Source organism: Miniimonas sp. S16 (assembly GCF_057748195.1).
This window is the reverse complement of record NZ_CM173242.1, coordinates 1,313,500-1,337,552: the sequence shown is the minus strand read 5'-3', so window position 1 is coordinate 1,337,552 and position 24,053 is coordinate 1,313,500. Positions and strand designations below refer to the sequence as shown.

At 72.4% G+C, this 24,053-nt stretch carries 14 protein-coding genes and 1 pseudogene; 7 read left to right on the top strand and 8 right to left on the bottom strand.

The features are described from left to right. Window positions 1-65: 65 nt before the first annotated feature. From AC3AQ1_RS05865 to AC3AQ1_RS05850, 4 genes are all read right to left on the bottom strand, one after another. Window positions 66-2,873 carry an endo-1,4-beta-xylanase gene (locus AC3AQ1_RS05865; RefSeq protein ID WP_108718214.1) on the bottom strand — a complete coding sequence of 936 codons (2,808 nt, stop codon included), beginning with the start codon at window positions 2,871-2,873 and terminating at the stop codon, window positions 66-68. 260 nt (window positions 2,874-3,133) lie between these two features. Next, on the bottom strand, window positions 3,134-5,230 hold the full coding sequence (locus tag AC3AQ1_RS05860; RefSeq protein ID WP_108718213.1) for an alpha-glucuronidase: 2,097 nt from the start codon (window positions 5,228-5,230) through the stop codon (window positions 3,134-3,136). Between the two features lie 37 nt (window positions 5,231-5,267). Beyond that, on the bottom strand, window positions 5,268-6,704 hold the full coding sequence (locus AC3AQ1_RS05855; RefSeq protein WP_108718212.1) for a serine hydrolase domain-containing protein: 1,437 nt from the start codon (window positions 6,702-6,704) through the stop codon (window positions 5,268-5,270). Between the two features lie 11 nt (window positions 6,705-6,715). Next, window positions 6,716-7,729 (bottom strand): LacI family DNA-binding transcriptional regulator, encoded by a 1,014-nt coding sequence (locus AC3AQ1_RS05850; RefSeq protein ID WP_108718211.1) that lies wholly within the window; start codon window positions 7,727-7,729, stop codon window positions 6,716-6,718. Between the two features lie 177 nt (window positions 7,730-7,906). Between AC3AQ1_RS05850 and AC3AQ1_RS05845 the strand changes: the two are divergent. From AC3AQ1_RS05845 to AC3AQ1_RS05815, 7 genes and pseudogenes are all read left to right on the top strand, one after another. After that, window positions 7,907-10,256, top strand: a pseudogene (locus AC3AQ1_RS05845) (beta-xylosidase/alpha-l-arabinosidase). Beyond that, window positions 10,253-11,233, top strand: a complete 981-nt coding sequence (locus AC3AQ1_RS05840; protein ID WP_108718210.1) for an ABC transporter permease — start codon at window positions 10,253-10,255, stop codon at window positions 11,231-11,233. The pseudogene AC3AQ1_RS05845 and the gene AC3AQ1_RS05840 overlap by 4 nt, the downstream one beginning before the upstream one ends. Then, window positions 11,230-12,165: a carbohydrate ABC transporter permease gene (locus AC3AQ1_RS05835; protein WP_370445330.1), complete on the top strand. Its 936-nt coding sequence runs from the start codon at window positions 11,230-11,232 to the stop codon at window positions 12,163-12,165. The genes AC3AQ1_RS05840 and AC3AQ1_RS05835 overlap by 4 nt, the downstream gene beginning before the upstream one ends. Window positions 12,166-12,231: 66 nt before the next feature. Continuing rightward, window positions 12,232-13,920, top strand: a complete 1,689-nt coding sequence (locus AC3AQ1_RS05830; RefSeq protein WP_108718208.1) for an ABC transporter substrate-binding protein — start codon at window positions 12,232-12,234, stop codon at window positions 13,918-13,920. A 117-nt stretch (window positions 13,921-14,037) separates the two neighbouring features. Then, window positions 14,038-15,573, top strand: coding sequence for a GH39 family glycosyl hydrolase (locus tag AC3AQ1_RS05825; protein WP_370445329.1), 1,536 nt, complete (start codon window positions 14,038-14,040; stop codon window positions 15,571-15,573). Between the two features lie 5 nt (window positions 15,574-15,578). Then, on the top strand, window positions 15,579-16,280 hold the full coding sequence (locus AC3AQ1_RS05820) for a DUF624 domain-containing protein (RefSeq protein WP_159096406.1): 702 nt from the start codon (window positions 15,579-15,581) through the stop codon (window positions 16,278-16,280). Next, complete coding sequence (locus tag AC3AQ1_RS05815) at window positions 16,273-18,402, top strand: beta-galactosidase (protein ID WP_108718206.1); 2,130 nt, start codon at window positions 16,273-16,275, stop codon at window positions 18,400-18,402. Before AC3AQ1_RS05820 ends, AC3AQ1_RS05815 begins: the two co-directional genes overlap by 8 nt. Here AC3AQ1_RS05815 and AC3AQ1_RS05810 read toward each other — a convergent pair. The 4 genes from AC3AQ1_RS05810 to AC3AQ1_RS05795 all read right to left on the bottom strand — a co-directional run bounded on the left by AC3AQ1_RS05810 (window position 18,389) and on the right by AC3AQ1_RS05795 (window position 23,963). Beyond that, window positions 18,389-20,695 carry a beta-xylosidase/alpha-l-arabinosidase gene (locus tag AC3AQ1_RS05810; RefSeq protein ID WP_108718205.1) on the bottom strand — a complete coding sequence of 769 codons (2,307 nt, stop codon included), beginning with the start codon at window positions 20,693-20,695 and terminating at the stop codon, window positions 18,389-18,391. The genes AC3AQ1_RS05815 and AC3AQ1_RS05810 overlap by 14 nt on opposite strands. Window positions 20,696-20,704: 9 nt before the next feature. Then, window positions 20,705-21,604, bottom strand: a complete 900-nt coding sequence (locus tag AC3AQ1_RS05805; protein ID WP_108718204.1) for a carbohydrate ABC transporter permease — start codon at window positions 21,602-21,604, stop codon at window positions 20,705-20,707. Next, window positions 21,601-22,536 carry a carbohydrate ABC transporter permease gene (locus tag AC3AQ1_RS05800; protein WP_370445328.1) on the bottom strand — a complete coding sequence of 312 codons (936 nt, stop codon included), beginning with the start codon at window positions 22,534-22,536 and terminating at the stop codon, window positions 21,601-21,603. Before AC3AQ1_RS05800 ends, AC3AQ1_RS05805 begins: the two co-directional genes overlap by 4 nt. 104 nt (window positions 22,537-22,640) lie before the next feature. Continuing rightward, window positions 22,641-23,963 (bottom strand): ABC transporter substrate-binding protein, encoded by a 1,323-nt coding sequence (locus AC3AQ1_RS05795; protein WP_108718203.1) that lies wholly within the window; start codon window positions 23,961-23,963, stop codon window positions 22,641-22,643. Window positions 23,964-24,053: the final 90 nt, after the last annotated feature.

Here is a 24,053-nt window from a genome sequence, read left to right as displayed (position 1 = left end):
ATCGGTCACGGTGAACGGGCGGGGTGGGAGCGCGCGCTCCCACCCCGCCCGTCGGCACTGCCTGGCTACCGCAGCGAGACCACGAGCGGCGCCGAGGCGACCTTCGCACCGTCGACGACGGCGCTGATCTCGTAGGGGCCGAGCAGGAGCAGCGGCAGCCCGCGCACCGTCGTGCTGGCCGTGCCCTCCGCGCCCACCACGACCGTCGTGCGCGCGGTGACGAGCGTCAGCCACGGCGCCGGCGCCCACGTCGTGCGGACGGTGACGCGCTGACCCGGCGTGAAGTCCGCGAGGTCGACGCGCACCGAGCCGGCGATCCGCACCCGGTCGGTCGACAGCGTGAGCGACGGGTCCGGGACCACCACCGGCGGGGTCTCGACGAGCTGGCCCACGCCCCACTGCGACGTGAACTGGTAGCCGAGCCCGGTCGGGTTCGCCCAGTTCCGGATTCCGGTGCGCTCGCCGCCGCTCGCGTCGTTGACCTGGAAGTCCAGGCCGTGGAACGTGCCCGCACCACCCGTGCCCGCGAGCGAGATCGCCGCCTCGACCACGTACCCGGTCCCGGTCGTCGCGACCGCCGAGGTCAGTCGCGCGGCCTGCGCCGCGGCGTCGCCGGTCCCGAACGTGACCGCGCCGTCGGCGCCGATCCGGATCTGGCTGTCGAGGGCGGTGTACGCGCCCGCCTTCGAGTTGCCCGCGTCGACGTAGATCTCCACCGAGTCCCGCGTCCACGGGTTCGAGCCGGTGGAGTCGATCACCGGGTCGGTGACGTCCATGAGCACGTACAGCGTGTCCTCCCGCCACAGCGTCCGGACCTGCGCACTCGCGCCGCCGGTGCCCTCGATCTGCAGGTCGGTCGGCACCACGTCAGCCTGCGCCCACTGCGGGTCCACGACGGCGTCGATCACCGGCTCCTGTGCGGTCTCGGCCACCTCGAGGTAGCCGAGCGGGCCCACGAGCGTGAGAGCACCGAGCGTGCCCTCGCGGTTCCACCCGACGACGTCGCCGCCGTCGGTCACGCGCACGTCGAGGTCGACCACGTCGCCCGCGACCGCGCCCGTGAGCGGCGCCTGGAGCACGACGGTGTACCCGCCGTCGCGCGGCGTGACCACCGCGGGGACGGACCCGTCGCCGCCGCTGCGCGGCACGACCAGCTCGGCGTCGCCCACCGAGAGGGCGACGGCGTCGCCGGCATCGACGCTGGCGTCGTCGACGTCCACGTAGACGGTGAGGTGGTCGGCCGTCCAGCGGGTCTGGAACCGGGCCGTGTCCCCGACCGCGATCGTGGGCAGCTGGCGCCACGCGAGGTCGCCCGCCACGTCGGCGTCGAGCGCGACGTCGGCCTGGAAGGAGTCGGCGGACTCGGGCGTGGCCGGCAGCTCGCCGTCGGCCGCGCCCCAGAAGGCGTACTTGGCCTGCAGCGCGTCGTCGAACAGCAGCGGCGCACCGGAGTCGTCGCGCCAGGAGCGCCCGTCCGTGAGCCCCCACACCGTGACCGAGTACAGGTCGGCGGAGTGCTCGCGGAACACCCGGAAGGCGTCCCGGTAGTAGTAGCCCTGCTCGATGAGACCGGGCTGGGTCACGGGCGTGCCCGTGGGCACGTCGAGCTCGGTGACGGCCTGGACCACGGGCAGCGCCGCGAACCGGTCCAGCGTGGCGTCGAGCTGGCTGATCGGCACGCCGAGGTTGAGGTGCATCTGGTGACCCACGCCGTCGACCGGGATCCCGCGCTCGATGAGCGAGCTCACGAGCGCGAAGTAGCGGTCCTGCTTGCCGCCGCTCTCGGTGTTGTAGTCGTTGATGAACAGGGACACCGGGCGGTCCGTCGACGGGTCGGCGTACACGTCGTTGAACGCCTCGTCGGCGTAGGTGAAGGCGAGGTCGATGTACTCGGCGCCGAGCACCTGGTACCACGGGCTGCGGCGCAGCCCGTCGGCCGTGGCGCTGCCGTCGTCGACGACCTCGTTGACCACGTCCCACGCCACGAGCGGGTTGGTGTCGCTGCCGAACGAGCCCCAGGTGCCCGAGAGGTACTCGGCGATCGAGAAGATGTGGGTGCGCATGCGCTCGCGCAGGATCTCCTTGTCCGCCTCGCTGGAGGTCAGCGGCGTGCCGTCGTCGCGCTGGAAGAACCAGTCCGGCGTCTGGCTGTGCCAGACGAGCACGTGCCCGTACACGCGCAGGTCGTTCGCGGCCGCGAAGTTCATCAGCGTCGTCGCCTGGGCGCTCGGGGTGAACGTGTGGTCGGCGGCGTACCAGGCGTCGGGCTTCATGTGGTTCTCGGCCGTGATCTGGTCGAAGTGGCGTGTGAGCACGTCGGCCGCCGCGCCGACGGTCTCGCGCTGGTCGATCGCGACGCCGAGCGGGAAGTCCACGGTGTCACTCAGCGGGTCCAGGGTGGAGGCGTTCTCGCCGGGCGTGCCGGAGACCGGGGCGGTCACCGTGAGGTCGTCGACGTAGTACGTGTAGGTCGCGGTCCCGTTGCCGGTGCCGAGGTAGGCCTGCCGACCGGTCGCGCCGTCCGGCACGGTGTAGGTGCCGGTGACCGTGGTCCACGCGTCTGCGGTGACGGCGGTGTTGCCGATCCACGTGTACTCGGGCTTCATGACGAAGCGGGCCTGGCTCGCCGGGGTGCCCGGCGCGAGGCGCACCTGCATCGAGAACGTGAGGACGTCGCCGGCCGCGTAGCCGTCGAAGAGCCCGGCGGGGGACTGGATGCCGACGTAGTCGGCGGAGCGGTCGACGACGGCGAGCGCCAGTCCGCCGTCGTCGTCCGGGACGTAGTCGAAGGACTGGGTGCCCGAGGGCTGCCACGCTCCGATCGTCCCGTCGTCGAAGTCGACGGCGCTGATGACCTCGACGTCGTCGGCCATGGCGGCGGGGGCGACCAGGGCGAGGCTCGCCCCGAGCGCGAGGACCGCTCCGAAACTTTCGACTAGCCTGCGCCGCGTTGCGCTGGGGTGCACGGATGTCTCCCTCTCGTCAGGAGTCCGCGGCTCGCGCCTGTGCGAGTCCGCGGCCCGCCGTCGTGGGGATGACGGCGGTGAGGCGATCGTACGAGCCCGAGACGCGCCAGGGCAATACTTTCGGAACTGTTTCGAGAACAGTGTCCGAAAGTAGGCCCACGAACGCGTCAGTAGATCCGGCGCCCCGTCGCGTCCGGCACGCCGGACTTGCGGAAGAAGTAGCTGCGCACCTGGTCGCGCCACTCGACGGCGCTGCGTCGCTGCTCGGCCAGGCGCTCGCGGACCCGCGTGTCGAGCGCGGTCGGGATCGCGGTGCCGACGAGGTCGGCGAGCGACTCCCACTGCGCGTCCACGTCGTCGAGCTCGGCCACCGCGTCGGCGCGCGAGTCGTAGACGTGCTGGATGACCGTCTTGCCCGAGTGCAGCACGTGGTCGTACGGCACGTGGTGGAAGAACAGCAGCAGCTCGTCGGGGCACGTCCGACGCGACTCGTAGACGTCCCGCCACGGCGCGGGGTACTGGCCGGTGTAGCCGGTGCCGGTCGCGCGCGTGCGGTCCACGCCCACGCCGTCGCGGTCGGCGAAGTGGTACGTGCCCCACGGGGAGTACTCGTAGCCGTCGACCGAGGGCCCGTAGTGCGTGCCCGGCGTCACCATGAAGCCGACGCCGAGCGGCGCGGTGTAGCCCTCGTACCGCAGCCACGAGCCGGCCATCACGGCGTGCAGCGCCGCCCGGATCCGCGGGAGGGCGGCCGGTCCGGCGCCGGCGAACGTGAGCGCGATCCACTCCTCGAGCACGGCGTCCGGCTCGAGGGTCGGGTCCCACGCGAGCCGGCCGAACGCGTAAAGGTTCGCCTGGGCGAGCGGGTGGCCGGTCCAGAACTCGTCGTCGCCGACGTTCGACACCGCCGCGATCCCGCCGGCCGGGTGGGACGGCCGGGCCTGGCCGGCACCCCCGCCGGGCGTTCCGGCGACGATCTCGGCCACCGTGCGCTCGCCGTCGAGCGGGAACGTGAGGTACTCCCGCCAGGCCGGCGCGAGGTAGCAGACGTGCCGCTGGTGGCCGGTGTACTCCTGGGTGACCTGGAGCTCGAGCGCGACGCGCGTGCGCGGCATCGCGGCGATCACCGGCGAGAGCGGCTCGCGCACCTGGAAGTCCATCGGGCCGTGCTTGACCTGCACGATCACGTTGTCGGCGAAGGCGCCGTCGAGCGGTGCGAAATGGTCGTACGCGGCGCGCGCCCGGTCGGTGCTGCGGTCGCGCCAGTCCTGGGTGTGGTTGTAGACGAACGCGCGCCACAGCACGGTCCCGCCGTGCGGCGCGAGCGCGGCCGCGAGGACGTTGGCGCCGTCGGCGTGGCTGCGCCCGTACGCGAACGGGCCGGGCTGGCCCTCCGAGTCCGCCTTGACGAGGAACCCGCCGAAGTCGGGCACGACGTCGTACACCGCGTTCGCCGCCTCGGCCCACCACGCGGCGACGCCCGGGTCGAGCGGGTCGTTCGTGTCGAGGCCGCCGAGCAGCCGCGGCGAGCCGAACGAGACCGACAGGAACGTGCGGATGCCGTACGCGCGCAGCTGCGCGGCGACGCGGGCGACGTCGGGCAGCCCGTCGGTGAGCAGCCGCGCCTCGCGCGCGTGCACGTTGACGTTGTTGAGCGCGACGGCGTCGATCCCGGTCGCGGCGAGCAGCCGGGCGTAGGCGCGCACACGCGAGAGGTCGGTGCGGACCTCGCCGTCGGCGAAGAAGATCGAGCCGCCCGAGTAGCCGCGCTCGACCTGCCCCATCACCGGGTGGACCGTCATGTTGTCCCAGTGGTCGAGCATGCGCAGCGGCATCGCGGGCGCGGACGTCGTCACGCCGTCGGGGTGCGGCTCGCTGCGCAGCGCGGCGACCGCGTGCTCGCGCGCCAGGGCGTACAGGCCGCGCAGCGCCGCGGCGTCGTCGGCCCCGAGCACGACGGCGCGTCCCGCCGTGCGGACGATCGCGAACCCGCTCGCCGGGAGGGTCGGCAGCGCGCCGGGATCGAGGCCCAGGGCCGCCGCGAGGTCCGAGGTGCCCGCGGCGGCGTCCGAGGCGTCGAGACGCGCGACGGCGAGCGTCGCCTCCGCGGGCGCCGCCGGCCGGGCGTCGGCGAGCTCGGCCCGCACGGTGTCAAGGCACACCCCCTCCCCGAGCACGGCGACGGTGCGCGTGCGCAGGGGGGCGAGCGCCGCGTCGGGCAGCCAGGCGGGGTGGACAGCGGTGTTCGCGGTGTGGGTGGTCATGGCTCCGGGGGAGTTCGGGTGCTGGCGGGTGGGGTGGTCAGGTGAGCGGGCCGGGCACCTCGAGCATCGCCAGCTCGGGCCGCCACAGCGGTGGGATGTGCCAGCGCGCGGTGACCGTGCCGTCACTCGCACGCACCACCTCGATCCGGTGCGGGGAGGTGGTGACGAGGACGTGGGCGCGCACTCCGCCGTCGGACGTCTCCTCGCCGCGGGCCGCGAGCACGAGGTGGCCCGGGCTGGGTGCGGCGTCGTCGGGACGCAGAGTCGGCGTCGAGCGCGTCAGCACGGTGCGCGCCCAGTGCGAGCGGGACACGCGCACCGCCCCGCCCGGGTGCGCCGCGACCTCCGGGAGGTGCAGGACCCAGCCGCGCTCGCCGTCGTCCGTCATGCGCCACCCGGTGGTGTCGTGGTCGACGGCGAGCTCCGGACCGAGGCTCGCGCGGGCGTCCCAGACGTCGAGGGCGTCGACGCGGCGCGCGAGCTGCGCGTGCGCGTCCTCGACCGCCGTCTCGTCGACGGCGCCCACCTCCTCGTCGGAGAACGCGTCGACCAGGTCCCAGAACGCCTGCAGGGTGCGGCCGGCGTCGGCCGTGGCGCCCTGGTAGGCGATGACGATGCCGCGCTCGGGCACGACGACGCCGAACTGGCCGAGGGCGCCGTCGAGCCGGTACCCGCGCCTGCTCCGCCAGACCTGGAAGCCGTAGCCCTGCGCCCAGTCGTGGTCGGGGGTGTCCGGCTCTCCGTTCGCCACCCGGGGGGCGTCGGGGTCGCGGGTGTCCGACCACGGCCGGGACATGGCCGCCACGTAGTCGGCGGGGATCACCCCGGCGCCGTCGACGACACCGCCGGCCGCGAGGGCGATCGACAGGCGCGCGATGTCGCGCACCGTGACGTGGAAGCCGGAGAAGCCCTCCTCGAGGCCGCCGAGGTCCTTCCACCAGCGCTCGCCGATTCCCAGGGGATCGAGCAGGCGCGGGCGCAGGTACTGCGTGAGCGTCTCGCCCGTGATCGCGGTGACGACGGCGGACAGCGCGTACGTGGCGGGGGAGTTGTACGCGAAGTGCGTGCCGGGCGCGTGCGCGGGCGGCGTGGTCAGCAGGGCCGCGACGTCGAACGGCAGCGCGAGCGTCTGCTCGCGGCTGTGCCCGGTGCTCATCGTGACCAGGTGCGTGAGCGTGAGGCCGTGGGGGTTGGGCAGGTCGAGGTGGCGGTCGACGCCGTCCTCGAGCGTGAGCCGCCCCTCGTGGGCGAGCAGGCCGATCGCGATCGACGTGAACGTCTTCGACACCGAGTAGACGAGCGCCGGGTCGTCGAGGCCGTAGGGGCGCCACGCGGCCTCGAAGAGCACCCGGCCGTGCCGCGCCACGACGATCGCGTGCGGGTCGAGGCCCGTCCCGAGCGTGTCGAGCAGGGTGAGCAGCGCCGCGCTCGGCAGTCCGTGGGACTCGGGTGTGGCGGTGGGCAGGTCTGGCATCGTCGCTTCCTTCAGATCGCGGGCGGCGGCGCGGTCGAGGACCGCACGACGAGCTCGGTGAGCAGCTCGACCCGCGGCGAGGGGGGCCGGCGGCCCTCCGCGAGGGTGAGCACCATCCGGGTGGCGAGCCCCGCCATCTCGCGCAGCGGCTGGTTCACGGTGGTGAGCGCCGGGTTGAGCCACTCGGTCACCGGCAGGTCGTCGTAGCCCACGATCGAGAGGTCGTCCGGGACGCGCAGGCCGAGCTCGCGCGCGGCGCGCATGACGCCCATGGCCTGGTAGTCCGAGCCCGCGAAGATCGCGGTGGGCCGGTCGGGGCGGTCCAGGAGGTCGCGGCCGTGCGCGTACCCGCTCTCGGCGATGAACTCGCCCCAGCGCACGAGGCCGGGGTCGCGCGCGACGCCCATCTCGTCGTGCGCGCTGCGGTAGCCGTCGACGCGGGCGCGGCTGCACAGCACGTCGGCCGGACCGGAGATCACGCCGATCCGACGGTGCCCGAGCGCGAGGAGGTGCCGCGTCGCGGCGAGGCCGCCGTTCCAGTTGTTCGAGCCCACCGTGGGCACGCCCGCGGGCTGCTCGCCCTCGGTGTCGACCACGGCGAAGGGGATCGAGCGCGAGCTCAGCTGGTGCCTCTGCGTCTCGTCGAGCCCGGACAGGACGAGGAGCACGCCGAGCGGTCGGCGCGCCATGACGTCGTCGATCCACTCCTGCGGCGGGCGGTGCGAGCCGCCGAGCTCGGACAGCACCACGCCGATCCGCGCCGGGCCGCAGACGAGCTCGACACCCTTGACGATCTCCTGCGCCCACATGTTGTCGGCCTGGTGGAAGACGAGGTCGAGCAGCCGCGGACCGGCGGGCCGCCCCGACACCGGCTTGCGGTAGGCGTGCCGCGCGAGCGCCTCCTCGACCTTCGCGCGGGTGGCCTCGGCGACGTCGGTGCGCCCGTTGAGGACCTTGGAGACGGTCGGGACCGAGACCCCGACCTCCTGCGCGATCTCCGCGATCGTGGCGCGCCCCTGGGCCATGGGCCCCCCTTTCCGAAAGTGTCGGAAGTCAACCACGTCGAACGGGCCGTCATCAACCCGTTACCGGTGACCGACGTCACGATGTTGACACCGTCGCGCAGCCTGGCTTACGGCTCCCGTCGAAAGCATATCGATGTCGAGTGCGAAAGTTTCGACACCACGGTGAAGTGGAGAGTCATGGTCGAGGGAGCTGGCGAGGTGTGGCGCGACGTGCGCCGCACGCCGCAGGAACGGGCCGACGCGCTCGTCGCTGCGATGACGCTCGAGGAGAAGACGAGCCAGCTCGTGGGCCTGTGGGTCGGCGCCGACGCCTCCGGCGGCGACGTCGCGCCCTACCAGGGCGACATGACGCAGCACGGCCCGACCTTCGCCGACGTCATCGTCGACGGCCTCGGGCAGCTCACCCGGCCGTTCGGCACCGCGCCGGTCGACCCCGTGCTCGGGGCTCGCTCGCTCGCCCGCTCCCAGCGCGCCGTGATGGCGGCCAACCGCTTCGGCATCCCCGCTCAGGTGCACGAGGAGTGCCTCGCGGGCTTCGCCGCCTGGGGCGCGACCGCCTACCCGGTGCCGCTGTCGTGGGGTGCCACGTTCGACCCGGAGCTCGTCGCCGAGATGTCCGAGCAGATCGGCGTGGCGATGCGCTCCGTCGGCGTGCACCAGGGCCTCGCGCCGGTGCTCGACGTCGTGCGGGACTACCGGTGGGGCCGCGTCGAGGAGACCATCGGGGAGGACCCCTACCTCATCGGCACGGTCGGTTCGGCGTACGTGCGCGGCCTGGAGAGCACGGGCCTGGTCGCCACGCTCAAGCACTTCGCCGGCTACTCGGCCTCCCGCGGCGCGCGCAACCACGCGCCGGTCTCCGCGGGACCGCGCGAGATGGCCGACGTCTTCTACCCTCCGTTCGAGACGGCGCTGCGCGAGGGCGGCGCGCGCTCGGTGATGAACTCCTACGCCGAGGTCGACGGCGTGCCCGCAGCCGCGGACCGGCGCCTGTTCACCGAGCTGCTGCGCGAGGAGTGGGGCTTCGAGGGCGTCGTCGTCGCCGACTACTTCGCCATCGCCTTCCTCAAGACGCTGCAGCGGGTCGCCGCGACCGACGGCGAGGCCGCCGGCAAGGCGCTCTCCGCCGGGATCGACGTCGAGCTCCCGTCCGTCTTCGCCTACGGCGAGCCGCTCGTCGCGGCCGTCCGGGCCGGGCAGGTGCCGGAGGAGCTCGTGGACCGCGCCCTGCGGCGCGTGCTGATCCAGAAGGCCGAGCTCGGCCCTTCTCGACCCGGACTGGACGCCCGAGGTCGACGCCGAGCCCGACTTCGACACGCCCGCGCACCGCGACGTCGCCCTGCGGATCGCCCGCGAGGCGGTCGTGCTCCTCGCGAACGAGGGCGGTGTCCTGCCGCTCGCGGACCAGGCGCGGCTCGCCGTCGTCGGCCCGCTCGCGGACGACCCCTACGCGATGCTCGGCTGCTACTCCTTCCCCGCCCACGTGGGCGTGCACCACCCCGAGGCCGGGATGGGGATCGAGATCCCGACCGTCGTCGAGGCGCTGCGCGCCGCGCACCCCGGCCAGGTCACGCTCGCGAAGGGCTGCGACGTCAAGGCGCCCGGACGGGACGGCTTCGCCGAGGCCGTCGCCGCGGCCGAGGCGGCCGACGTCGCGCTCGTCGTGGTCGGCGACCAGGCCGGACTGTTCGGCCGCGGCACGTCGGGGGAGGGCTGCGACGCGCCCGACCTGCGCCTGCCGGGCGAGCAGCACGCGCTCGTGGAGGCGGTCCTCGCGACCGGGACGCCCGTCGTCGTGCTCGTCCTCTCGGGCCGGCCGTACGCGCTCGGCGCGTTCACGCAGGGTGCTCACCCCGCGGCCGCGCTCGTGCAGACGTTCTTCCCCGGCCAGCTCGGCGGCCAGGCGATCGCCGAGGTGCTCACCGGCGCGGTCGACCCGTCGGGGCACCTGCCCGTCGGCATCCCGCGCGACCCGGGCTCGCAGCCCGGCACCTACCTCGCGCCGCCGCTGGGTCGTGCCAACGGGGTGTCGAACATCGACCCCACGCCGCTGTTCCCCTTCGGGCACGGCCGCTCCTACCACGAGGCCGCGTGGGGCGAGGTCGCCTGCGAGGCCACCGAGTGGGCGGTCGACGGCGAGGTCGAGGTGAGCGTGACGCTCACCAACGAGACCGACGAGGTCGTACGCGACGTCGTCCAGCTCTACCTGCACGACCCCGTCGCGCAGGTCACCCGGCCCGACTCCCGGCTCGTCGCCTACCGGCGCGTGGCTGTCGAGCCCGGCACGCGAGCGGTCGTCACGTTCACCGTGCACGCCGACCTCGCATCGTTCCCCGGCGTCGACGGGACCCGGGTGGTCGAACCCGGCGCCGTCGAGCTGCGCGTGGCGCGCTCCAGCGCCGACGTGCACGCCGTCGTCCCGCTCACGCTCGTGGGCGAGATCCGTCAGCCGGGCGTGGACCGCCGGCTCGTGACCGCCACGCACCTCGCCGTCGAGGCGCGTGCTGAGGAGGTGAGTGTGGGATGAGCGTGACTCCGACCACCGCGGGTCCGAAGGCCGACGCCGACGTCGACGCCGAGCGACCCCGGCACATCGAGCGCAAGCACACCTGGGCGCGTGCCCTCAAGCGCGACTGGCGCCTGTACACGTTCCTGATCCTGCCGATCGTGTTCCTGCTGTTCTTCCGCTACCTGCCGATGGCCGGGAACGTGATCGCGTTCCGCCGGTTCAAGCCGGGCGGTTCGATCTTCGGCGAGGAGTGGGTGGGCTTCTACTACTTCGAGATGTTCATCCACAACCCGCAGTTCTGGTCGGTGTTCTGGAACACGGTCATCCTCGGGGCGCTGACGCTGGCGATCTGCTTCCCGCTGCCGATCGTGCTGGCACTGATGCTCAACGAGCTGCGCTCGCGGCGGTTCAAGAAGATCGTGCAGACGATCTCCTACCTGCCGCACTTCATGTCCGTGGTCATCGTGGTCGGCATCGTGTTCCAGCTGACGGCCGTCAACGGCACGGTGAACCAGGTGATCGGCGCGTTCGGCGTCGACCCCATCCCGTTCATGCAGCTGCCCGAGTGGTTCCGCACGATCTACGTCTCCTCCGAGGTCTGGCAGACCGTCGGGTGGGGCACGATCCTCTACCTCGCGGCGCTCACCACGATCGACGACCAGCTCTACGAGGCCGCCCGGATCGACGGCGCGAACCGGTGGAAGCAGACCTGGCACATCACGCTGCCGGGCATCCGCCCGACCATGATGGTGCTCCTCATCCTCAACATCGGCTCCTTCATGGCCGTCGGGTTCGAGAAGGTCCTGCTCCTGCAGAACCCGCTCATCTACTCCACGGCGGACGTCATCTCGACCTACCTCTACCGGGTCGGCATCCAGTCCGCCCAGTTCTCCTACGGGACGGCGATCGGCCTCTTCGAGGCGATCATCGGGCTCGTGCTCGTCCTCTCCGCGAACTTCTTCTCGCGGCGCGCGGTTGGAGCCTCGCTGTGGTGACCGATCCCCTGACAGCAACGCCGGACATCGCGGCGGTCCGCACCGAGGGCGGGACGGTCCGCGACGGCACGGGCTACCGGATCTTCCGCGTGGTCAACGTGTCGCTGCTCGGCCTGGTCTGCGTGGTGACGCTCTACCCGTTCGTCAACCTCGTCGCGAAGGCGTTCTCCTCGGAGGGCTACATCGCGGCCGGCCAGGTCAACCTCATCCCGCGCGGGTTCAACACCACGACCTTCACGGCCGTGATGAGCGACCCGATGTTCTGGACGAACTACAAGAACACCATCATCTACACGGTGCTCGGCACGATCATCGCGATGGCGCTGACGACGACGTACGCGTACGCCCTCAGCCGGCCGCAGCTCAAGGCCCGCGGGTTCTTCGTCGGGATCGCGGTCTTCACGATGTTCTTCGGCGGCGGCCTCATCCCGAACTACATCCTCGTGGCCTCCTACCTCGGCTGGCGCAACTCGATCTGGGCGATCGTGATCCCGGGCGCGCTGTCGGTGTTCAACCTGCTCGTCATGAAGTCCTTCTTCGAGAACTTCCCCGTGGAGCTCGAGGAGGCGGCCTCGATCGACGGGCTGTCCACGTACGGCGTGTTCGGCCGGATCGTGCTGCCGCTCTCGAAGGCCGTCCTCGCGACGATGACGCTCTTCTACGCGGTGAGCATGTGGAACTCCTGGTTCAGCGCATTCCTCTACCTGGACAAGAAGGAGCTCTTTCCGGTCACGGTCTACCTGCGCAACCTCATCGCGGCCGCGACCGGCTCGCAGGAGGTCACGGGCGGCGCCGGGACGGACGCCGTGCAGATCGGCGCCAACATCCAGTCGGTGACGATGCTGCTCACCGTCCTGCCGATCATCTGTTTCTACCCCTTCATCCAGCGGTACTTCGTGTCGGGCGTGATGCTCGGCTCGGTCAAGGGCTGACCTGCCCGCACTCGGTATTCCCCACCACCCAGCGTCGAACGACGACGTTCACAGAAGGAGAGATACATGGCTCACATTCGCAGGCGGTCGGCCGGCGTGGCGGCGGTCGCCGCACTCGCCGTCGTCCTCACGGCGTGCTCCGGCGGCGGCGGAGGCGGCAACGACGCCACCGGCGGCGGCGACGGCACCGGCGAGGTCGCCGAGGGCGCCACGATCGACGCCGAGCACTCGGTCGGCGCGATGGAGGACTTCGAGGCGGGCACGACGTTCAAGGCCACCGAGCCGGTCGACTTCAGCCTCATGTACCGCGACCACCCGAACTACCCCGTCAAGGACGACTGGCTGATCTTCACCCAGCTCGAGGCGAACCAGAACGTCACGTTCACCCGCACCGACATCCCGCTGGCGGACTGGGACCAGAAGAAGGCCCTGCTCATCTCCGCGGGCGACTCGCCGGACATCATCTCGGTGACCTACCCGGGTCAGGAGACGCAGTTCGTCTCCGGCGGCGCGCTGCTGCCGATCTCGGACTACTTCCAGTACATGCCGAACTTCTCCGAGAAGGTCGCCGACTGGGGCCTGCAGGCCGAGCTCGACACCCACAAGCAGGAGGACGGCAAGATCTACCAGCTGCCCGGCCTGCGGGAGATCCCGGACGTGCAGTACTCCGTGGTGATCCGTGAGGACATGTGGGAGAAGGCCGGCATCACCGAGGACCCGGCCACGTGGGACGACTACCTCGCGGACCTGGAGAAGGTCAAGGCCGCGAACCCCGAGATCACCTACGCGATGTCGGACCGCTGGACCGACACCACGACCCTCGGCGCCTTCCTCAACGTGGTCGCGCCCAACTTCGGCGCGAGCGCCGGCTGGGGCTACACCAACACGTGGTTCGACCAGGACTCGGGCGAGTTCGTGCTCAACGGCACGTCCGACGCCTACAAGGAGCTCGTCACCTACGCGGCGAGCCTCGTGTCCGACGGCGTGCTCGACCCCGAGATCACGCAGAGCGACGACCAGGCGATCCAGAAGTTCATCTCCGGCCAGAGCGCCGCGATCTCCGGCAACACGCAGGAGATCACGTCCTACCGGACGAAGTTCGCCGACGCCGGCCAGGCCGACGTGCCGCTGCGCCTCATCGTGATCCCGGACGGCCCCGCGGGCAACAACCTCGCCGGCAGCCAGCTCTCCTCCGGCCTCATGCTCTCGAGCTCGGCCGCCGACAGCCCGAACTTCAAGGCGATGCTGCAGTTCATCGACTGGCTGTACTACTCCGACGAGGGCATCGAGTTCGCCCAGTGGGGTGTCGACGGTGAGACCTACACCAAGGACGCCTCGGGCGCTCGCACGCTGAACGCCGACATCGGCTGGAACGCCCTCAACCCGGGCGCGCCGAAGAAGCTCAACGCCGACTACGGCTTCTCCAACGGCGTGTTCCTCCTCGCCAACGGCTCGTCCAAGGACCTGCTCCAGTCCGTGATGTCGGACGAGATCAAGGAGTGGACGAACAACGTCCTGGACAAGAAGGAGACCCTCCCGGTGACCCCGGCCGCGGGCCTCAACGAGATGGAGCTCGAGCAGACCTCGCTGCTGGACTCCCAGATCAAGGACGCCGTGCAGGCGGCGACCGCCGGCTTCATCACCGGCCAGCGCTCGCTGGACGACTGGGACGCCTACGTCAACGAGATCAACGGTCTCGGCGCGCAGACGCTCATCGACACCTACAACACCGCCTACCAGCGGACGCAGGGCTGAGCACCTCCACCGGCCGGTCGCCCTCGGGCGGCCGGCCGGTGGCGCGCCCGGCACTCTCAGCACCACCCGCGTGACCCCGCACCACCCCGCACCATCCGAACCCAGGAGGGCCCACCCGTGATCGCCACCGCCCGCGAGACCGACGCCCCGGTGCTCGTCCCCGCCCGGCCGATCGGCACGCTGCCCGACGCGTGGCGCGCGTGCGTCGGCACGGGCCGCACCCGCGAGGTGCTGCACGCCGACTACCGCGACTCCCTCGAGGTGGTCCAGGACGAGATCGGGTTCGGCGCCACCCGCGCGCACGGGATCCTGCACGACGACATGGGGCTCGTGCAGCCCTACGACGCCGCCGGGTTCGCCGGCGTGCGGTACGGCTTCGCCTACGTGGACCTCGTGATCGACACGTGGCTCGAGGCCGGCCTCGACCCGTTCCTCGAGCTCGGCTTCATGCCCGCGGCGCTCGCCTCGGGCGACCAGACCGTGTTCTGGTGGAAGGGCAACGTCACCCCGCCGCGCGACCACGACGCGTGGGCCGCGCTCGTGCGCGCGCTGCTGCGCCACCTCGTGGACCGCTACGGCATCGAGCGGGTGCGCACGTGGCCGGTCGAGGTGTGGAACGAGCCCAACCTGGAGACCTTCTGGCAGGGCGCCGACGAGGCCGCCTACCACCGGCTCTACGCCGCGACCGCCCGCGCCGTGAAGGACGTCGACGCCGACATCCAGGTCGGCGGGCCCGCGATCTCGCCCGGGTCGGACGACTGGCTGCCGCGGTTCGCCGACTTCGTCGCGCGCGACGGCGCGCCCTGCGACTTCGTGAGCAAGCACGCCTACACCACCGGCCCCGCGCAGCACGTCCCGTTCCGCGTGCACCAGACGCTGCGCCCGCCGCAGCACCTGCTCGAGCAGTTCGCCACGCCGCGCGACCTGCTCGCCGGCACCGCGCTGGCGGACCTGCCCGTGCACATCACGGAGTTCTCCTCCTCCTACCGGCCGGACAACCCGATCCACGACACCGCCTACCAGGCGGCCTACCTGGCCCCGGTCCTCGCGCGCGGCGGCGAGCACGTCGCCTCGTTCTCCTACTGGACTTTGTGCGACGTGTTCGAGGAGGTCGGCATCCCGACGGCGCCGCTGCACGGCGGCTTCGGCCTGCTCGGCCACCGCCAGCTGCGCAAGCCGGCGTTCCACCTCTACTCCTTCATGGCGCGCCTGGGGTCCGACGTCCTCGCCAGCGGCGAGGACCACCTCGTCACCCGGCACGCCGACGGCCGGATCAGCGCGCTGCTGTGGCAGCCCCTGGACGGGAGCACGACGGCGGAGCGCGGCCACCGCGTGCGGCTCGCTCTCCCGGGCGCCGGCTCGGCGGTCGTCGTCGAGCGGCACGTCGACGCCGAGCGCGGCAACGTCCGCACGGCCTGGCAGGCCATGGGCAGCCCGCTCGCGCCGGACCACCGCGCCACCGCCGACCTGCACGACGCCTCGGCGCCGGCCGTCCGGGTGAGCCGCGTGCACGCCGTCGACGGCGTCTGGCACGTCAGCGCCGACCTCGGCCGGCACGGCATCGCACTCGTCGAGGTGACGGGCAGCCGGGACGAGAATCCGGCCTGGCTGACCGAGGACCGCCTCCTCGGCCACGCGGACCCGACAGGATGACTGTCATGACGCAGCGCGACGGTGCCGGGCGGAACGACGACGAGGTGGGCCGCGGACCCCTGTCCCGCGGTGCCGCATGGATCTACCGCGTGATCGTGCTCGAGGTGATGCTCGTCGTCGCGCTCCTGCCGACGATCGCGGCGATCCTGCTCCTGGACCGCGACTCCTCGAACGTGCCGCTGTACGTGCTCGCGCTGCTGCCGGCCGGACCCGCGCTCGTCGCGGGCCTCGGCGCCGCGCGGGGGTGGGAGGTCGAACCCGATCTCTCCCCGGCCCGGCCGTTCTGGCGCACCTACCGCCGCGAGGCGCTCGGGACGCTGACGTGGTGGGTGCCGCTGCTGGTCGTCGTCGCGGTGCTCGGCGTGAACCTCGCCCACCTCCAAGAGATCGAGGGCGGTGCGCTGCTCGGGCCGGTGAGCGCGCTCCTGCTGCTGCTCCTGCCGGTGTGGGCCGCGCACATGGCGGTGCTGCAGGTGCGCTTCTCCTTCCGGCTGCGCGACGCGGCGCGGATCGCGGTGGCCGAGCTCGTGCCGCAGTGGCGGTTCAGCCTCGGCGCTCTCAGCCTCATCGTGGTGCTGTCCGCGATCACGGTCGTGACCACCGACGTCGTCGCCCTCCTCCTGCTCTGGACCGTCGTCCTGTTCCTGCACGCCCTGTCCCGGCCGCTCGTCCGGGACGTCACCGAGAGGTTCACCGTCCATGACTGAGGCGCCCTCCGCCGTTTCCGTGCCCCGCCTGCGCACCCCTGCTCCGGCGCCGACCCCGGCCCGGCTGCCCGAGGTCCCGGGCGTGGCGTTCGGGGGCGACTACAACCCCGAGCAGTGGGACAAGGCGACCTGGGACGCCGACTACGAGGCGTTCGACGTCGCGCGGATCACCACCGTGACGCTCGGGGTCTTCACGTGGTCGCTCACCCAGCCGGCCGAGGACACGTTCGACTTCACCGCGCTGGACGAGATGGTCGCGCGCGCCGCGGCCGAGGGCCGTTCCATCTGCCTCGCGACCGGGACCGGCGCGCTGTCGCCGTGGATCGCGCGGGCCTACCCCGACGTGACCCGGGTCGACTTCGAGGGCCGGCGCCACCGCTACGGCCAGCGGCACAACGCGTGCTGGAGCTCGCCGAACTTCCGCCGCCTGTCGGCCGGCATCGCCGGCCGGATCGCCGAGCGCTACGCGAACCACCCCAACGTCGTCGCCTGGCACATCGGCAACGAGTACGGCGGCGACGGTGGCGCGTGCTGGTGCGATCTGTGCGCCGCGGAGTTCCGACTCTGGCTGCAGGCACGCTACGGCACGCTCGAGGACCTCAACGAGGCGTGGAACACGACGTTCTGGTCCCACCGGTTCACCGACTGGGACGAGATCGTGCCCCCCAGCGCCCTCACGGAGCACTGGCGCGGCCGCGGCTACACCGCCTTCCAGGGCATCGCCCTGGACTACTACCGGTTCAGCACGGACAACGCGATCGCCGCGTTCCGCGCCGAGAAGGACGCCATCCGCGCGCACTCCGACCTGCCCGTGACGACGAACTTCATGGGCTTCTTCCAGCCGCTGGACTACCACCGCTGGGCGAGCGAGCTGGACTTCGCCTCCTGGGACAACTACCCGCCCCGGGCCGACGAGCCCTGGCGCACGGCCCTCTCGCACGACCTCATGCGCGGGATCAAGGACGGCGCGCCGTTCTGGCTCATGGAGCAGACCCCGACCGTGACCGCCTCGCGCGACGTCAACCCCGTGCGCCGGCCCGGCGTCATGCGGCTGTGGTCGTGGCAGGCCGTGGCGCACGGCTCGGACTCGGTGCTCTTCTTCCAGATGCGCGCCTCGCGCGGCGCCTGCGAGATGACGCACGGCGCGGTGCTGGACCACTCCGGCCGGCTGGACACGCGCGCGTTCCGCGAGGTCGCCGGCCTCGGCGCCGAGATCGAGCGGCTCGGCACCACCGTGCTCGGCGCTCGCACGCCCGCCCGCGCGGCCCTGCTCGTGGACTGGGACTCGTGGTGGGCCGTCGAGATGGCCGACGGACCGAACCGGCTCGTGCGCTACCTGCCTACGGTCCTCGAGTGGGGCCGGGCGTTCTGGGAGGCCGGCGCGCAGGTCGACGTCGTGCCCGTGACGGCCGACCTGAGCGGGTACGACGTCGTCGCGGCGCCGCTGCTGCACCTGGTCAAGGAGGGCGTCGTCGAGGCGCTCGAGGCCGTCGCCGCGCGCGGCGGGACCGTGCTGACCGGCTACCTGTCGGGCCGCGTCGACGAGGACGACCGCCGCTTCCTCGCGGACGTGCCCGGACCGCTGGGCGCGCTCGCCGGGGTGCGGGTCGCGGAGACGGACGCCGCCGAGCCCGACGTCGTCAACCCGGTGATCTTCGAGGGCACGGCGCCCGACGGCGCGGCTCCCCGCACGGTCGACGCGCGCCTCCTGTTCGAGGTGCTCGTGCCCGAGGGCGCCGAGGTAGTGGCGCGCTACGGCGCCGACTTCTACGCCGGTGAGCCCGCGGTGACCAGGCGGCGCGTCGACGGTGCCCATGGATCGACGGGCGAGGTCTGGTACCTGGGCACGGAGCTCGCGCAGGAGGGCCTCGCGCACGTCGTGCGCACGGCGCTCGCGCGGCACGACCTGCTCGGGCCGTACGCCGACGTGACGGGACTCGAGCTCGCGACGCGCGTGGCGCCGTCGGGCACGGTGGTCGACTTCCTGCTGCACCACGGGGGCGCGCCCGTCACGGTCGCGCTGCACGCGGGCGGGGAGGACCTCCTCACCGGCCGGACGTACGCCGCGGGGGAGCAGGTCACGTTCGCCCCGACCGACGTCGTGGTGCTCAGGCGGGACTGACCGAGCAGCGCGCGATCCGCCCCGACGCCGGCCCGACCGGCGCGAGCGGGCCGACCAGCTCGACGCGTCCCTCGGCCTCGCGCTCGGCGCACGACCCGCCGACCCAGACCTCGACCGTGCCCGGCTCGACCGCCCGGCGCCAGGCCGGGTCGGTGAGGGCGAGCCGCGCCGTCGGGACCTCGAACGCGAGCCGGGCCGACGCGCCGGGCGCGAGCGTCACGCGCTGGTAGGCGAGCAGCTGTGCGACCGGCCGCACCACGCTGGCGGCGACGTCGCGCGCGTACAGCTGCACGACGTCGGTGCCCTCGCGCGCGCCCGTGTTCGTCACGGTGACCTCGACGGCGATCGTCCCGTCGGTCGGGCACGTCGGGGGCGTGGTCAGGTCGGTCCGGGCGAAGGTCGTGTAGGTGAGCCCGAAGCCGAACGGGCGCACCGGCGTCGGGTCGACGCTCGTCACCTCGCTCGGGCCGCCGAGCACGGGGTGCAGGTAGCCGTAGGGCTGCGCGCCCGCCGCGCGGGGCAGGCTCACCGGCAGGCGCCCGGACGGTGAGGCCGCGCCGGTCAGGAGCCGCGCGATCGCCGCGCCGCCCTCCTCGCCCGGGAAGAAGGACTGCAGCACGGCGTTCGGCCGGTCCTCGCCGTCGAGCGCCCACGCGAGCGCGTACGGCCGGCCGGTGAGCAGCACGACGACGAGCGGTGTGCCGGTTTGCCGCAGCTCCGCCACGAGGGCGCGCTGCTGGCCGGGCAGCTCGAGGGACTCCACATCGTTGCCCTCGCCGACCGTGCCGCGCCCGAACAGCCCGGCCTGGTCGCCGAGCACGACGACGGCGACGTCGGCGCTCGCGACGACCTCGGCGGCCTCGGCGAAGCCCGAGCGGTCCTCACCCTCGACCTCGCAGCCGAGCGCCGTGACCACCTCGCTGTCGGGCAGCTGGGCGCGCAGCGCCTCAGCGAGCGTCGGCAGCGCGAGGCCGAGCTCGACGTCGGGGTGGTGGGCGAGCACGTGGTTGACGAAGGAGTAGCAGCCCATGAGCGCAGCCGCGCGGTCGGCGTTCGGGCCGACCACGGCGACGCGCGCCGGTGCGCGCTCGGCGCTGCCCAGCGGCAGCACGCCGTCGTTCGCCAGCAGGACGACCGACTCCTCGGCGAGCGTGCGCGCGAGGGCGCGGTGGCCGGGCGGGTCGAGGTCGACGACGTCGGGCCCGTGGCCCTCGAACGTCTCGGTCAGCAGGCCGAGCTCCGCCTTCTGGGTGAGCACGCGCAGCACCGCGCGGTCCACCGCGGCCTCCTCAAGGCTGCCCTCGCGCACCGCGTCGACGAGGGCGAGGTAGGCGTCGCCGGTGGGGAGCTCGACGTCGATCCCGGCCGTGAGCGCGAGGGCGGCGGCCTCGGCGGGCGAGGTCGCCACGCCGTGCATGAGCTGCAGGAAGGCGACGGCGAAGTAGTCGGACACGACCACGCCGTCGAACCCCCACTGCTCGCGCAGGAGGTCGGTGAACAGCGCGCGCGACGCGGCCGCGGGCACGCCGTCGAGGTCGCTGTAGGAGTTCATCACCGAGTGCGCGCCGCCGTCGCGCACGGCCATCTCGAACGGCGGGAGGAAGACGTCGGCGAGCTCGCGCGGACCGATCGAGACGGGCGCGTGGTTGCGCCCGGCGCGCGAGGCGGAGTAGCCGACGAAGTGCTTGAGGGTCGCGTGCACGCCCGCGGACTGCAGGCCGCGCACGTAGGCGGTGCCGACCGTGCCGACGAGGTAGGGGTCCTCGCCGATGCACTCGTCGACGCGGCCCCAGCGCGGGTCGCGGATCACGTCGAGCACGGGCGCGAGCCCCTGGTGTACGCCGAGGCTGCGCATGGACTCCCCGATGAGGGCGCCCATCCGCTCGACGATCTCGGGGTCGAAGCTCGCGCCCCACGCCAGCGGGGTCGGGAAGGTCGCGGCGCGCCAGGCCGCCAGGCCCGTGAGGCACTCCTCGTGCACGAGGGCGGGGATGCCGTGGCCCGAGCGCTCGCGCAGGCGACGCTGCTCGGCCCACAGCCACCGCGCGCGCTCGACCGGGTCGACCGGACGCGTGCCGTACACCCGTGTGAGGTGCCCGACGCCGTGCCGGGTGACGTCCTCGTACGCGCTCGACGTGGCCATCTCGCCCGCCATGGGCGCGACGACCTCCTCGCCGCGGTCGATCCAGTAGCCGATGAGCTGGGCGACCTTCTGCTCCAGCGTCATCGTGGTGAGCAGGTCGAGCGCGGTGCGCTCGTTCGTCGTCTGCGTGGTGGTCTGCGTGGTGGTCATCGTGTCCCCTCAGCCCTTGACCGCGCCCTGCAGCCCGCCGACGATCTGCTTCTGCGCGGTGAGGAAGAAGATCAGCGCGGGGATCATCGACAGCGTCGTGAACGCGAACACCCCGGCCGTGTCCGAGGCGTGCTCGGAGGAGAAGTCGGCGACGCCGAGCGGCAGGGTGCGCATGTCGCCCTGCAGCAGGAGCAGCGGCAGCAGGTAGGCGTTCCACGAGCCGACGAACGCGAGCACGCCGACGGTGACCATGCCGGGCCGCGAGAGCGGCAGCAGGATCCGCCAGAAGAAGCCGATCCGCCCGGTCCCGTCGAGCATCGCCGCCTCCTCGAGCTCCTTCGGGATCGCCTGCAGGAACGGGCGCAGGATCACCACGGTCAGCGGCAGCGCGAACGCGGCCTGGGGCAGGGCGATGCCGGCCCACGTGTTGCCGAGGTGCAGCTCGCGCGTGGTGATGATGAAGAGCGGGATGACCGCGACGGTCGCGGGGAACAGCAGCCCCATGACGAAGATCGTGAACAGGCCCTCGCGGCCGCGGAACTGGTAGCGCGCCAGCGGGTAGGCCGCCATGATCCCGCACACCACCACGAGCACCGTGGACATCGTCGCGATCGCGACCGAGTTGAGCGTGTAGCGCCAGAACTGGCTGCCCTGCAGCACGTTGAGGTAGTTGTCGAAGACCCACGGGTCGGGCCAGCCGGCCGGGTTCTCCGCGAGCTGGGCGTTGGTACGGAATCCGCCGATGACGCCGACGAGCACCGGCAGCAGCGTGAAGAACACGACGATCGCGGCCAGGACGTAGACCCACGGGCTCGGCCGCCCGATCGCCCGACGGCGAGGGGTCGCCTCGGCCGCGTCGGGCGCCGGCCGGCGCGGGGTGAGGTCGCGGGTGGGGGCTGCGGCGCTCATGCCGTGACCGCCTTCGGGGTGCTGCGTCGGGTGCGAGGGGTCTTCGCCGGCCGGTCGACCGTGTTGTCCCGGCTGAGGATGAACCGCTGGTAGAGGAGGGCGAGCACGAGCGCGACGACGAACAGCACGACCGACGCGGCGGACGCGATGCCGTAGTTGGAGCGCCGCTGGCCCTCGGTGAGCAGGAACGTCGCCATGGTGGTCGTCGCGTTCGCGGGGCCGCCCTTGGTGAGGATCCAGACCATGTCGAAGAGCTGCAGCGAGCCGATCATCGAGAGGAACGCCCAGGTCCGCATGGTCGGCCCGAGCAGCGGGAACGTGATGTGCCACTGCGTGCGCCAGTAGGAGGCGCCGTCGATCTGGGCGGCCTCGCTCAGCTCGTCCGGCACGCCCTGCATGCCCGCGAGCAGCAGGATCACGGCCATCCCGAGGTACTTCCAGGACAGCACCACGATGACGGTGCCCAGGGCGAGGTCGGGCGTGCCGAGCCAGCCCTGCTCGGGGCTGGGCAGGCCGAGCGCGCCGAGCCACTGGTCGATGATCCCGTACTGGGGCTGGAGCAGCTGCACCCAGACGACGCCGGCGATGACCTCGGCGAGCACGTACGGCACGAAGATGATCGTGCGCAGCGCCGCGCGGCCACGGATCCGGCGGTTGAGCAGCAGCGCGATGAGCAGGCCGAGCGGCAGCTGGATCGCGATCGAGGCCACCACGATGATGAGGTTGTGGAGCACCGCTCCCTGGAACACCTCGCTCGTGAGCACCGAGACGTAGTTGCGCAGCCCGACGAAGTCCTCCAGCGGCCCGTAGCCCTTCCACCGGAAGAACGACCACTGCACCGCGCGCAGCACGGGCCACACGATGAACACGGCCATGAGCACGAGCGCCGGTGCCACGAAGAGCGTGACCTCCAGGGCCGTGCGGACGTCCACGCCGCCGCGCCGACGGCCCCGGCGGGAGGCCGCCCTCGCGTTGAGGGCGGCCTCCAGCGGTGGGACCTGAGCGGACGGCGCACCCGGTGCGCTGTCCGCCGTCGTCACTTCTCGGCGTCCGCGGCGGCCTGCGTCTGGTCGACGATGTCCTGCGGGGTCGCCTGACCGGCGAACAGGAGCGCGATCGCGTCGTTCATCGCACCGCCGATGGACTGGCCGAACTCCGTGTCGAAGTACAGCTGGACGAACGGCGCGGAGTCGCGCACCTCGAGCAGCTGTGCGAGCGCGGGGTCGCTGACCGAGTCACGCGCGGCCGGGTTGGTCGGCAGGCCCATGTCGAGCTCGGCGAAGCCCTGCTGCACCTCGTCCGACAGCAGGTACTTGATGAACTCGACCGCCTCGTCGGGCGCGTCGGCCGAGGCGGCCCACGCGTCGCCACCGCCGAGAGCGGCGCCCTCGGCCCCGTCCCCGCCGTCGACCTCGGGGAACGCGAACCAGCCGGTCGCCTCGCCCAGGCCCTGACCGTCCTCGGTGAGGCCCTGCATCACGCCGGGCTCCCAGTGACCCGCGAGCTCCATCGCGACCTTGCCCGTCGCGAGCAGGCCGGACGCGCTCGTCGCACCGCTCTGCGCCGCCGTGGTGAGGAAGCCGGGGTTGAACGGCTCCGCCGCGACCAGCTGCTCGAGGTCCTCGCCGGCCCGGACCCAGCACTCGTCCGTGAACTCGAGCGAGGCGACGGTGTCCTTGATCGTGTCCTCGGAGCACTGCCGCAGCGCGAAGTAGTACCAGTAGTGCGCGGCGGGCCACTTGTCGCCGGCACCGACCGAGATGGGCGTGATGCCCGCGGCCTCGAGCTTGTCCAGCACGTCGTAGAACTCGTCCCAGGTGGTCGGCGTGTCCGTGATGCCGGCCTGCTCGAAGAGGTCCTTGTTGTACCAGAAGCCCACGACGCCGAGGGAGAACGGCAGCGCGTACGTCTGGCCGTCGACCTGCCAGCCGGCCGCCTGGCCGCCGATCACGTCGAGCTGGTCGCCCACCTGGTCGGTGATGTCCTTGACGAGGCCGGCGTCGACCTTGTCGCGCAGCTCGCCGCCGCCGCGCTCCATGAAGATGTCGGGCATGTCGCCGCTCTGCATCGCGGCGTCGAGCTTGGTGCCCATGTCCTCGTGCTGCATGGCGGAGACCTCGATGGTCACGCCGGGGTTGGCGTCCTCGAAGTCCTTGGCGACCTGGTCGTAGTAGTCCTTGCCCTCGCCGGTGTTGGAGTTGTGCCACCACGTGATGGTGACCGCGTCCCCGCCCGAGCCGCCGTCGCCCGTGGCGTCCCCCGATCCGCCGTCGCCCGAGTCGCCCGAGCCGCATGCGGCGAGCGACAGCACGGCGAGGGTCGCCAGCGCAGCGGTCGTCCCGCGAAGTGATGTGCGCATCCCACGTCCTTTCGTCCTCGTTGACCGGGCCGGGAAGCCCGTTGGGGGCGACCCTCGCACTGCGACCCAGGGCGTGTCAATCGTTATCGA

Excerpts from the sequence above, each read along its gene's own strand:
- AC3AQ1_RS05840 (WP_108718210.1), top strand. The coding sequence starts at position 10,253 with ATGAGCGTGACTCCGACCACCGCGGGTCCGAAGGCCGACGCCGACGTC.
- AC3AQ1_RS05820 (WP_159096406.1), top strand. The coding sequence starts at position 15,579 with ATGACGCAGCGCGACGGTGCCGGGCGGAACGACGACGAGGTGGGCCGC.
- AC3AQ1_RS05810 (WP_108718205.1), bottom strand. The coding sequence starts at position 20,695 with ATGACCACCACGCAGACCACCACGCAGACGACGAACGAGCGCACCGCG.
- AC3AQ1_RS05860 (WP_108718213.1), bottom strand. The coding sequence starts at position 5,230 with ATGACCACCCACACCGCGAACACCGCTGTCCACCCCGCCTGGCTGCCC.
- AC3AQ1_RS05805 (WP_108718204.1), bottom strand. The coding sequence starts at position 21,604 with ATGAGCGCCGCAGCCCCCACCCGCGACCTCACCCCGCGCCGGCCGGCG.
- AC3AQ1_RS05855 (WP_108718212.1), bottom strand. The coding sequence starts at position 6,704 with ATGCCAGACCTGCCCACCGCCACACCCGAGTCCCACGGACTGCCGAGC.
- AC3AQ1_RS05865 (WP_108718214.1), bottom strand. The coding sequence starts at position 2,873 with ATGGCCGACGACGTCGAGGTCATCAGCGCCGTCGACTTCGACGACGGG.
- AC3AQ1_RS05795 (WP_108718203.1), bottom strand. The coding sequence starts at position 23,963 with ATGCGCACATCACTTCGCGGGACGACCGCTGCGCTGGCGACCCTCGCC.
- AC3AQ1_RS05850 (WP_108718211.1), bottom strand. The coding sequence starts at position 7,729 with ATGGCCCAGGGGCGCGCCACGATCGCGGAGATCGCGCAGGAGGTCGGG.
- AC3AQ1_RS05830 (WP_108718208.1), top strand. The coding sequence starts at position 12,232 with ATGGCTCACATTCGCAGGCGGTCGGCCGGCGTGGCGGCGGTCGCCGCA.
- AC3AQ1_RS05815 (WP_108718206.1), top strand. The coding sequence starts at position 16,273 with ATGACTGAGGCGCCCTCCGCCGTTTCCGTGCCCCGCCTGCGCACCCCT.